The organism is Pseudomonas avellanae BPIC 631 (assembly GCF_000444135.1).
GTDB lineage: Bacteria > Pseudomonadota > Gammaproteobacteria > Pseudomonadales > Pseudomonadaceae > Aquipseudomonas > Aquipseudomonas avellanae.
This window is the reverse complement of record NZ_ATDK01000064.1, coordinates 1-10947: the sequence shown is the minus strand read 5'-3', so window position 1 is coordinate 10947 and position 10947 is coordinate 1. Positions and strand designations below refer to the sequence as shown.

Here is a 10947-nt window from a genome sequence, read left to right as displayed (position 1 = left end):
TTAAGTGAACAGCATTGCCGACTGGTTCGGGGATTTTTTTGCGTTGAATTCAGGCTGGCGGCTGAGTGTCAGTCGAACCGATAGATATCCATGCCCAGTGCGCCCATGGTAAAGCCCTGATAAGCGATGCTGAACGTGCCGCCTGCGCCCCGTGCGAAATAAAGCGGCAGCAGGTGTTCGTCACTGGGGTGTGCCCGCACCGCATGAGGCGCCAGCGTACGGTAGTGGTGCAGGGCGGTTTCATCATTGCATTGCAGCTTGTCGATCATCCAGTCGCGAAACTCCACGGCCCAAGGCTCGACCCTGTCAGGCCCGGCTCTCCAGTCCAGATCGTAAAGGTTATGCGTGATGCTGCCCGAGCCGATAATCAGCACACCCTGTTCGCGCAAGCCAGCGAGTGCCCGGCCCACCTTTGTCTGCAACGCCGGGCCCTGGCGACTGGGCAGTGAAACTTGCACCACCGGTATGTCGGCCTTTGGGTACATGAGCGACAGCGGCACCCAGACACCGTGGTCGAAGGGGCGTCTGCTGTCGATGCGGGCGGGTAGGCCATTGGCTGCCAGCAGTTCGACGATCGTCCGGGTCAGCTCCGGCAGCCCTGGTGCGGGGTATTGCATCGCAAACAACTCGGCCGCAAAGCCGCCGAAGTCATGCCAGGTCTCGGGGTGTGGGTTGCCGTTGACGATAAGCTCGTGGCTTTCCCAATGGGCGGATACCATCACGATGGCGTGGGGCCTGGGCAGGCTGGCTGCCAGTTGTGCCAGCGCCGGCCCGCTTTCGCCGGGCTCCAGCGCGAGCGTGGGCGAGCCGTGGGAAATAAACAGGCTTGGAAACATGGAGGGCTCCAGAATAGTGGCAATGACCCATAGTCGGTCATCTTCATGATCTAATTCCAATATAAGTTCTAACGCTTTTTGATCGGATTTTCAGGAGGGTTCATGCACGCGGATTTTTGGCTGCAGCGTTGGAACGCAGGGCAGATCGGCTTTCATCAGGCGCACGTCAATCAGGACCTGCAGCAGTATTGGCCCCAGCTGGGGCTTGCGTCGGGAGCCCGGGTGCTGGTGCCGTTATGCGGAAAAAGCCAGGACATGAGCTGGTTGATCGGGCAGGGCTGCCACGTGGTGGGCGCAGAGCTGTCCGAGACTGCGGTCGAATGCTATTTCAGTGAGCGCGGCGTGCAACCGCGGATCACTCGGCAGGGCGACTTCAGTGTCTATGCAGCGCCGGGTATCGAAATATGGTGCGGGGATTTCTTCGCCCTCACATCGCAAGACATTGGCCACTGCACAGCCTTTTACGACCGCGCCGCCTTGATCGCCCTGCCAGCCGACTTGCGTGAGCGCTATATGCAGCAGCTTGAAGCGCTGATGCCCCGAGAGTGCAGTGGTTTATTGATCACCCTGGATTACGATCAGAGTCGGCTCGAAGGCCCGCCATTCTCCGTGCCGCCTACGTGGCTGCAGGCGTTTGTGTCCAGGAACTGGGACATTACGAAGGTCGGTGAGCACGATGCGCTGCACAGCAGCCCCAAAGCCTTGAAGGCCGGGGTAGAGCGCCTTGATGAGCGGGTTTATGTGCTGGCGCGGAAATTACGCTGAGTTTTGCCCGGCGCCATGCACTCAGGATCGGACGCAGAGCGTCCAGAGCGGTGCACCCCGCTGGAGTGGGGGAGCGATCGGTGACCGGTAGCATGCGACGCTCCGCATCACATCTGTGCTGCAACACCATGTCATGCCTTGCTCTTAGCCACTGCATATAAACGAAAGCGCTTTTTTATCACGATGGTACTGACGAAGCAGAGTGCGACGTAAGTGACGGCTGAGCCCGGATCAGTGTCAGGGCGAAGGAACCCGACGAAGTCGGGCCGGAAACGGAGCGGGGATTTTGCTTACTTTGATCCTTCAAAGTCAGTCGCCGAGGGGCGAAAAGGTGCCTTGAGTTGAAAAACTGCGTCGACTGAAACACCGTCTTCGCGAACAAGTTCGCACACAAGGGGTTGCGTTCAGCCTGCCGATGCAGTTTTGGGGCCGCATCAACTGCCAGCTTCTGTCCGAAGGACGTGGGAGCGGACTTGTCCGCGAAGGGGCCGGTACATTCCGCGAATATGTATCGCCGGAACCACCGTCTTCGCGAACAAGTTCGCACGTTGCGATAAGCGCAGAGCGTTGCGCGCCCTGAATCAACCGCGGCGGCGCAGCGCTTCGATGCGTTGTTCCAGCGGTGGGTGGCTCATGAACAGGCCTGCAAGGCCCTTCTTGAGGCCGGCGTTGATACCGAACGCCGTCAGGCTGTCAGGCATGTTCACCGGTACGGCCTGTTCGGAACGCAAGCGTTGCAGCGCACCGATCATCGCGTCCGTACCCGCCAGTCGGGCGCCGGCATCGTCAGCGCGGAATTCGCGTTTGCGCGAGAACCACATGACAATCGCACTGGCCAGAAAGCCCAGTACCAGCTCGGCAAAGATCGTCGTGATGTAGTAGGCGATACCCTGACCGTTCTCGGTCTTGAAGATCACTTTGTCGACAAAATTGCCGATGATACGGGCGAAGAACATCACAAACGTGTTCACCACACCCTGCACCAGCGCCAGCGTGACCATGTCGCCGTTGGCAACGTGGCCGATTTCGTGCGCCAGTACGGCCTTCACCTCATCCGGCGAGAACCGCTCGAGCAGGCCCTGGCTGACCGCAACCAGTGCGTCGTTCTTGTTCCAGCCCGTGGCAAATGCGTTGGCTTCATACGCCGGAAAAATACCGACTTCCGGCATCTTGATGCCCGCATCGCGGGACAGTTGTTCAACGGTCTGCAGCAACCATTGCTCATGGCGAGTACGTGGCTGGGTGATGATCTGAGTACCGGTGCTCATTTTCGCCATCCACTTGGAGATGAACAGCGAGAACAGCGAACCGGCGAAACCGAACACAGCGCAGAAGACCAGCAGCTGATTGAGGTTCAGATCAACCCCGTTGGCCGCCATGAACCCATTGAAGCCAAAAAGGCTCAGGGTGATGCTGGCAATCAGCACGACCGCAAGGTTAGTGGCCAAAAACAGCAAAATGCGCATCATGGTCGAAACGTTCTCCTCAGGTATAAATATGTAACTCGATGCCGGGTATATAAGGTGATGACCGTCGCTATTCAACACAGGGACTATTTCAAACTGTGTCCTCTGCTCGAAACCAATGATAATCCTGTAAAGCTGAACGGCGCCTGAGCCAGCACAGCCTGTGCTTGAAGGAGCTGGCGCGGGGCGGGAGCGCTGTTTTGAGTGGACGCAAATAAACTGCCCCGAACAGGTCGGGGCAGTCAGGCGTAGCGAGGCAGGGGGCAACCGTTACTGACGATAACCCTTCAGGAAGTTGCCGATGCGGCCAATGGCCTGCTCCAGCTCGTCGACCCGAGGCAGGGTCACCACGCGGAAGTGATCAGGGTAGGGCCAGTTGAACGCCGTGCCCTGAACCACCAGCAGTTTTTCCGAGAGCAGCAGGTCGAGCACAAACTTCTCGTCGTTGAAGATCGGGCAGACCTTCGGGTCGATGCGCGGGAACGCATACAGCGCGCCCATCGGCTTGACGCAGCTGACGCCGGGAATGTCGTTGAGTAACTCCCAGGTGCGGTTGCGCTGCTCCAGCAGGCGGCCTGGCGGCAGAATCAGGTCGTTGATGCTCTGGTAGCCGCCCAGCGCGGTCTGGATGGCATGCTGGCTCGGCACGTTGGCGCACAGGCGCATGTTGGCCAGAATGTCGATGCCTTCGATGTAGCTCTGCGCGTTGTGTTTCGGCCCGGAAATGGCGATCCAGCCGGAGCGGAAACCGGCAACGCGATACGACTTGGACAAGCCGTTGAAGGTCAGGCACAACAAGTCAGGAGCCAGCGAGGCGGTGCAGATGTGCACGGCGTCGTCATACAGGATCTTGTCGTAGATTTCGTCGGAGAACACCACCAGGTTGTGCTGGCGTGCCAGCTCCAGCATGCCCAGCAGGACCTCGCGGGAATACACCGCGCCGGTCGGGTTGTTCGGGTTGATGATCACCATGGCCTTGGTGTTCGGGGTGATTTTGGCCTTGATGTCTTCAAGGTCAGGCCACCAGTTGGCCTGCTCGTCGCACAGATAATGCACCGGGCTGCCACCGGACAGCGCGACTGCGGCGGTCCACAATGGGTAATCGGGTGCCGGAACCAGCACTTCGTCGCCGTTATTGAGCAGCGCCTGCATCGACATCACGATCAGCTCGGAAACGCCGTTGCCCAGGTAGATGTCTTCGATGCCGACACCTTCGACCTGCTTCTGCTGGTAATACTGCATGACCGCCTTGCGGGCGCTGAACAGGCCCTTGGAGTCGCTGTAGCCCTGAGCGGTCGGCAGGTTGCGGATCACGTCCTGCAGAATTTCGTCCGGCGCCTCGAAACCAAACGGTGCCGGGTTGCCGATATTCAGCTTGAGGATGCGATGGCCTTCCTCTTCCAGGCGTTTGGCGTGCTTGAGCACTGGCCCGCGAATGTCGTAGCAGACGTTTGCGAGCTTGTTCGATTTGTTGAACTGCATGGTGATGATCCCGAAAATGGACGAGCGTTGCCGGCTTGCAATAAGGGTCGCAGCACGTTCGCCATGAAAATGGGTTTGTATGCGACAAACGCGGGTGCCAGACTGGTGTCTGACCTGGCGCAATCATACGTGCCACCTGATCTGTGGAAAAGGTACAGATCGGGCTTTTTCGAATTCGGAGGTGTACCTGTGGACAAGTTGCAGAAAACGCTCGAAGAGTGGAAAGAAATGCTCGACCCGGCGCAGTACAACGTTTGTCGCCTCAAGGGCACCGAGCGGCCGTTTTCCGGAAAGTACAACGATACGAAAACAGCGGGCGTCTACCATTGCATCTGTTGCAACGAGGCGCTGTTCGACTCCACCACCAAGTTCGACTCGGGCTGCGGCTGGCCGAGCTTCTACGCCCCGCTGGAGGGCAGTGCGGTGGTCGAAGTGCGTGATGTCAGCCACGGCATGATTCGTACCGAAGTGGTCTGCGCCCGATGCGACGCCCACCTGGGTCACGTGTTTCCCGATGGTCCGCCACCCACCGGGCTGCGTTACTGCATCAATTCGGTCTGCCTGACGCTGGAACCTCGCGTTTGATAATAGGGTTCGCGACGGCCCTCGGGCTTATCGACCTGCATCAATGACGGCAATTGGCGTGCGGGCCTTTCAATAGCAGGCTAACGTCCATGCGCACGCCCCACTCTCCCGCACCGCCCCGAGGCCTCTTTTGATGAGCGAAAACCTGCTGAATATCCCGGTCACGACGATCAAGGGAGAACAGAAAACCCTCGCCGATTTTGCTGGCAAGGCGGTCTTGGTGGTCAATACGGCCAGCAAATGCGGTTTCACGCCCCAATACAAAGGGCTGGAAAAGCTCTGGCAGGACTACAAGGATCAGGGGTTGGTGGTGCTTGGCTTCCCGTGCAACCAGTTCGGCAAGCAGGAGCCGGGAGACGAGGGCACTATTTCAGGGTTTTGCGAACTGAATTACGGCGTCAGCTTCCCGCTGTTCAAGAAAGTCGACGTCAACGGTGATCAGGCCCATCCCTTGTTCGTTCAGCTCAAGGAGCAAGCGCCGGGGCTGCTGGGCACCGAGCGCATCAAGTGGAATTTCACCAAGTTCCTGATCGGCCAGGACGGCAAGCTGGTCAAGCGTTTTGCGCCATTGACCAAGCCTGAAGAACTGACGGATGAAATCGAAGCGCTGCTGCGTTAAACCTGTCAGCGGTCGTCAGTGACGGGGATCCACTGATCCAGAATGCCGGCCAGTTCAGTGCGTCGGAACGGCTTGGCCAGATAGTCGTTCATGCCTGCCGCCTTGCAGCGCTCACGCTCGTCGGGCATGGCATTGGCGGTCAGCGCGACGATAGGCAGGTTTGGCCAGCGGCCGCTGCTGCGGATCTGGCGGCTGGCTTCATAGCCATCCATGACCGGCATGTTGCAGTCCATCAACACCAGGTCGAAATGGCCGTGCTCCAGCTGTTCCAGCGCCTCCCCACCGTGACTGCTGATAATCACTTCGCAGCCGAGCTTGCTCAGTATGCCTTTGGCTACCAGTTGATTGACCGGGTTGTCTTCCACGAGCAGGACGCGGGCCACGCGCTGAGTCGGCTGATCGAGCGCCAGCGTGTCCCGGTTGCCGGTGTCTTCCTGATTCAGGACGCGTCGCAGTGCGTGGTAAAGCGCGTTGCGGGCTAGTGGGCGGGCCTGCTGTTGCAATGGCGCCAGCGCCGCAACCTGTTCGCCCGGCATGAAGTTGCCGTAAGCCGTGACCAGTAGAATCGGCACCGGCGTGGTCGGGCGAATCGCGAACAGGCACTCGGGGCAGTCGGTGATGACCAGGTCTGGAGCGTTGTCGAGGTCCAGATCGTCCGGGCTGTCGTCGATGCTGCGCCGCTTGAGGTCCACTCCCCAGAAGGGCAGCAGGCTGCCGAGCAACTCCACAAGACCGCTGCCGGCCGAGCTGACCACGGTTACCCGGCCTCTGAGCGGGTTCTGCGCAACCGCCGGCACGTGCACCGGTAGTGGCAGCTCGGCGCAGAACTGACTGCCGAAGCCTGATTGCGACTGGATGCTCAATGTGCCGTGCATGGCCTCGCAAAGGTTGTTGGTCAGCGCCAGGCCCAGCCCGGTGCCGCCGTACTGGCGGGTGATTGCGGTTTCGGCCTGGGTGAACGGCTGGAATATTTTTGCCTGAGCATCCTGCGCGATGCCGATACCGGTGTCGCGCACCTCGATGCGTACACGATGTTCCCTGCTGGCCGCATCCTGATGGTGGGTCAGGCGTACATCGACACGCCCGAAACGGGTGAACTTGAGCGCGTTGGACAGCAGGTTGCTGACGATCTGCCGGACCCTGGTCGGGTCGCCGGTGACCATCGCCGGAAAATCCGGCGCAATCAGGCAGGTCAGTTCCACGCTGGGCGCTGCATTCTGCGAGAGCAGATTGGCGGTGTCCTCGATCAGCCCCCCAAGGTCGAAGGGAATGCGCTCGATCTCCAGATGGCCGGCATCGAACTTGGACATGTCGAGAATATCGTTGAGCAGTTCGACCAGCACCTTGCCCGAGTCGTGGGCGATCATCAGTTGCTGGCGTTGCTCGGCGCCGAGCGGGCTTTCCAGCGACAGCGCCAGCATGCCCAGCAAACCGTTGAGTGGCGTGCGGATTTCATGACTCATGTGCGCCAGAAACGCCGAGCGTGCGTTGGCCATGTCCAATGCCGTGCTGCGCGCGATCTGCAATTCTTCGTTGGACTCGCGCAGGCGCATGTTGCTGGCCTTGAGCTCGTTGGTACGTGCCGAAACAATGTTTTCCAGCTCATTCAGATGGTCGGTCAGCCGATCCTCGGCGGCGCGGCGCCTGGAAAATTCGCTACTCATGGTTTCGAACTGGCGGTTGAACGTCGCGACCAGCACGCCGATTTCGTCCTGCTCATGATGCGGCGGGCAGGTGATTTTCGCCTGGTCGACAGTGCGTGGGTCGCGGCTGCTCAAGTCGCGGATGACCCTCACCAGCGGCTTGGTCAGGGTCGCGTAGAACAGAATGGTCAGAATGCCGGCCAGCGCCAGGCTGCGGACAAAACCATTGAGCAGGGTGATCTCGGCGCGTTGCAGAAAGTGGCTGCCGAACGCGAAGGTGTCTACGGTCAGGTACAGTGTACCGATGGTTTCGTCTGGCACGTGGTCGAGGTGCAGCTTCTCCTGAAACTGCCGGCTTTCGCCGAACAGCCAGTCACTGAGCACTCGGTAACGCCCGGTGGCAGTCGCTCGTTCGACGCTGGCGAGCACCGTGTCGTTGTTATCGGTCAGTCTGGCACTGACCACGGCAGGGGAGTGCAACAACCCGAGCGTGAGTTCCTGGGCGAGTTCGGCGTCGATGTTGTAGGCGATACGCGAAGCCGGGTTCTGGATGATTTCCAGCAGTGATTGGATTTCGCGATTGATGGAGGCGTCTTCGCTGGCATAATCGATCGCAATCTGCGCCACGCTCAACAGGGTGCCAAGCGCAAAGCCGATCAGTACGGCAAGGCGTGCCTGCTTGAACGAAAGCCTGTTTTTGAGCGATATATCCATGAGTACCTACTGCCACTTCTGCTGCGCCAAGCATAGCTGATCGGCACTGGTGATTAATCAGTTAAATATGAGGAGATCCCGTGGATTCTCGGTTGGATGCTTTTTTGCAGCGTGCCGATGGCGTACTGGCGCGGCTTGAACCGTTGCTGCCAGCGCTGCGTGAGCCGGTCGACTGGTCACAGGCGCTGGCGGCACGCTGGGTGCGTGAAGGCCGTAGCGGCTATCTGATGCCGCTGGAGGTCAGCCTGGAGACGCGTCTGACCGACCTGGTCGGCGTCGACCTGCAGCGTGATCAGTTGGGGCGCAACACGCGCCAGTTCATCGATGGTCTACCCGCCAACCATGCCTTGCTGTGGGGCTCGCGCGGCACCGGCAAGTCGTCCTTGATTCGCGCATTGTTGACTGAGTACGCACCCGTTGGGCTGCGCCTGATCGAGATCGAGCGCGATCACCTGGGCGATTTGCCTCGCTTGGTCGAGCAGTTGCAAAAACTGCCGCAGCGTTTCGTGCTGTTTTGTGATGATCTGTCGTTTGAATCGGGTGAGGGCGATTATCGCGTGCTGAAAAGCGTGCTCGACGGCTCGCTGGAGCAGGCACCGGACAACGTGCTGCTGTACGCCACGTCCAATCGCCGCCATCTGGTGCCCGAGAAGGAAAGTGACAATGCCGACTGGAAGCACGTAGACGGCGAACTGCACCCCAGCGAGGCGGTGGAGGACAAGATCGCCTTGTCTGACCGGTTTGGTCTGTGGTTGTCGTTCTATCCGTTCACTCAGGAACATTACCTGAACGTGGTCGAACACTGGATCACGCAACTGGCGCACAAGGCCGGCTTGCAGTGGCAGCGCGACGAGCATCTGGAAAAAGCCGCAATCCGCTGGGCCACTGCCCGCGGTAATCGCAATGGGCGCTGTGCCTATCAATTTTCACGTTACTGGGTAGGCCTACAATTGCTGGAGCAACAAAGATGATTGATTTGCAAAATACGGGTGCCGGCCTTGATGGCTATGCCCTGCTGGCCGCCCAGCTTGAGTCGCTACTGGCCGACGAGCGTGACTTCATTGCCAACGCCGCGCAGTTTTCGGCGTTTCTCTACACCCAGATCGACGACCTGAACTGGGCAGGTTTTTACCTCAATCGCGACGAAGAACTGGTGCTTGGGCCGTTTCAGGGGCAGATCGCCTGCGTGCGCATTCCTTTCGGTCGAGGCGTTTGCGGGGCGGCGGCGCAGAGTCGGCAAACCCAGCGTGTTCAAGATGTGCACGCGTTTGCAGGGCACATCGCCTGCGACAGCGCATCGAACAGCGAGCTGGTGGTGCCACTGGTCAAGGGCGGGCGTCTGATCGGTGTACTGGACCTGGACAGTCCGAGTGTGGGTCGTTTCAGCGAAGTGGATCAGGCGGGGGTCGAGCGTCTGGCAGCTATCTTCCTGGCCGCGACCGACTGCTGAGCCGGTCGACCTGCCGCTGCCGGCGTTAGCCTGAGCAGCGGCGTGGCAGTCATCAATCGTAGATGACTTTCTTTTTCCATTCCGATTCGGAATCGTCAGCCTTGAGGCCTTCGGTCAGCGCGTTGTCGTCGTCTTCGGTTGGCGCCGTGTTGGTCAGCACCATCGAGTTGGCGCGCGCCAGTTGTTTCTCCATCGCCAGCAGTTGCTGTTGATAGGTGACCGGGTCTGGCTGGTTGCGCAGGTACTGCACGCCGCGTTCAAAGGCCAGACGGGCCTGACCAGGCTGGTCCTGGCTGAGCGCCGCCTGACCGAGGTTATTAAAGAACTCGATGTGCAGCGTGACCAGAATGGTGCGAATTTCGCGGATCCAGTGCTTGGCTTCGCTGGTCTGCAAAAAGCCATCGTGGGCAGCGCGCGTTACCTGGCCATGCAGGGCTTCAAGTAGAAAGCGCACATCCTTGGCCTTGGCTTCGGTCTGAATCGGCGTCACCGGGTTCGGCACATCAATGCGCTCGCCCTTGCCGATCTGTTCTTCCAGTTCGCCAATGCGGTGCTTGAGCTGGGCGTTGCCCTTGTCCAGGTTCAGCATGCGCTGTACCACATTCAGTTCCAGGCGCGTGAGCAGCAGCTTCAAGGCTGGCGACATCAACTGGCCGGGGAATACTTCAGTGATCTCACTGCAGCGACGCAGGCGATCACTGAGTTCAACCTTGGTGCGGGCCTTTTCCAGTTTGCCGTTTTCAGCGACGTGATTCAGGTAGCCGATCGCGATGAGCAGTGCGATACCTGCTACTACCATCAGCGTGATCATGAGTGGAGTCACTGTGCAAACCTCATTTGTTCAAATAATTTTAGTGCGAGTGTAGTGGCTAAGCACAACTGCGCATAGATGTCCTTGTTGGACTATGTCGGCATCTCTTCTATATAGATGAGGCCGTTGAGCAGTCGCGAGGCAAATGGCGACCACCGGTCAGCCTCCTGAACGGCATCGAAGTTATTGATTTCAATAAATTTTCAGATTGGGGTTGACGACCCCTCAAAGCATCCATAGAATGCGCGCCACTTACAGCGTAAAGCACACAGCGTAGCGCAAATAAGTAGTGAATGTTGTACGTGTGTCCCCTTCGTCTAGTGGCCTAGGACACCGCCCTTTCACGGCGGTAACAGGGGTTCGAGTCCCCTAGGGGACGCCATTGCGGGAATAGCTCAGTTGGTAGAGCACGACCTTGCCAAGGTCGGGGTCGCGAGTTCGAGTCTCGTTTCCCGCTCCATTTTTAAGCAATCTTGCTCACGGGCAGGGTTGAGTGAAACCAGTACACATCTTCGGATGGCGTCTGGAACTGAAATACACACCATGTGTTTCAGGCTGTGTCCCCTTCGTCTAGTG

The 10947-nt window shown here is 59.2% G+C and carries 10 protein-coding genes and 2 tRNA genes; 7 read left to right on the top strand and 5 right to left on the bottom strand.

All coding sequences use genetic code 11. From position 1 onward, the window contains the following. Positions 1-68: 68 nt before the first annotated feature. On the bottom strand, positions 69-836 hold the full coding sequence (locus DW49_RS0105005) for a DODA-type extradiol aromatic ring-opening family dioxygenase (RefSeq protein WP_005616538.1): 768 nt from the start codon (positions 834-836) through the stop codon (positions 69-71). 102 nt (positions 837-938) lie between these two features. On the opposite strand from DW49_RS0105005, the gene DW49_RS0105000 reads away from it, so the two are divergent. Then, on the top strand, positions 939-1601 hold the full coding sequence (locus DW49_RS0105000) for a thiopurine S-methyltransferase (protein ID WP_005616541.1): 663 nt from the start codon (positions 939-941) through the stop codon (positions 1599-1601). Positions 1602-2182: 581 nt separating this feature from the next. Here DW49_RS0105000 and htpX read toward each other — a convergent pair. Together htpX and DW49_RS0104990 are read right to left on the bottom strand one after the other, a co-directional pair. Then, on the bottom strand, positions 2183-3070 hold the full coding sequence (gene htpX, locus DW49_RS0104995; RefSeq protein WP_005616545.1) for a protease HtpX: 888 nt from the start codon (positions 3068-3070) through the stop codon (positions 2183-2185). Between the two features lie 267 nt (positions 3071-3337). Next, positions 3338-4549, bottom strand: coding sequence for a pyridoxal phosphate-dependent aminotransferase (locus DW49_RS0104990; RefSeq protein WP_004657364.1), 1212 nt, complete (start codon positions 4547-4549; stop codon positions 3338-3340). Positions 4550-4738: 189 nt separating this feature from the next. Here DW49_RS0104990 and msrB point away from each other — a divergent pair, with 189 nt between their 5' ends. Together msrB and DW49_RS0104980 are read left to right on the top strand one after the other, a co-directional pair. After that, positions 4739-5134 carry a peptide-methionine (R)-S-oxide reductase MsrB gene (gene msrB, locus DW49_RS0104985; RefSeq protein WP_005616550.1) on the top strand — a complete coding sequence of 132 codons (396 nt, stop codon included), beginning with the start codon at positions 4739-4741 and terminating at the stop codon, positions 5132-5134. 133 nt (positions 5135-5267) lie between these two features. Beyond that, positions 5268-5753, top strand: a complete 486-nt coding sequence (locus DW49_RS0104980) for a glutathione peroxidase (RefSeq protein WP_005616552.1) — start codon at positions 5268-5270, stop codon at positions 5751-5753. 5 nt (positions 5754-5758) lie between these two features. Here DW49_RS0104980 and DW49_RS0104975 read toward each other — a convergent pair whose 3' ends face one another. Continuing rightward, positions 5759-8110: a hybrid sensor histidine kinase/response regulator gene (locus DW49_RS0104975; protein WP_024419758.1), complete on the bottom strand. Its 2352-nt coding sequence runs from the start codon at positions 8108-8110 to the stop codon at positions 5759-5761. An 80-nt stretch (positions 8111-8190) separates the two neighbouring features. Between DW49_RS0104975 and DW49_RS0104970 the strand changes: the two genes are divergently transcribed. Further along, positions 8191-9081 carry an ATP-binding protein gene (locus DW49_RS0104970; protein ID WP_024419757.1) on the top strand — a complete coding sequence of 297 codons (891 nt, stop codon included), beginning with the start codon at positions 8191-8193 and terminating at the stop codon, positions 9079-9081. Continuing rightward, positions 9078-9560 carry a GAF domain-containing protein gene (locus DW49_RS0104965; RefSeq protein WP_004397840.1) on the top strand — a complete coding sequence of 161 codons (483 nt, stop codon included), beginning with the start codon at positions 9078-9080 and terminating at the stop codon, positions 9558-9560. Before DW49_RS0104970 ends, DW49_RS0104965 begins: the two co-directional genes overlap by 4 nt. A gap of 52 nt (positions 9561-9612) precedes the next feature. Here DW49_RS0104965 and DW49_RS0104960 read toward each other — a convergent pair whose 3' ends face one another. Then, complete coding sequence (locus tag DW49_RS0104960) at positions 9613-10371, bottom strand: hypothetical protein (protein ID WP_005616559.1); 759 nt, start codon at positions 10369-10371, stop codon at positions 9613-9615. 306 nt (positions 10372-10677) lie between these two features. On the opposite strand from DW49_RS0104960, the gene DW49_RS0104955 reads away from it, so the two are divergent. Together DW49_RS0104955 and DW49_RS0104950 are read left to right on the top strand one after the other, a co-directional pair. Beyond that, positions 10678-10753: transfer RNA gene (locus DW49_RS0104955), tRNA-Glu, on the top strand. Positions 10754-10755: 2 nt separating this feature from the next. After that, positions 10756-10831: transfer RNA gene (locus DW49_RS0104950), tRNA-Gly, on the top strand. Positions 10832-10947: the final 116 nt, after the last annotated feature.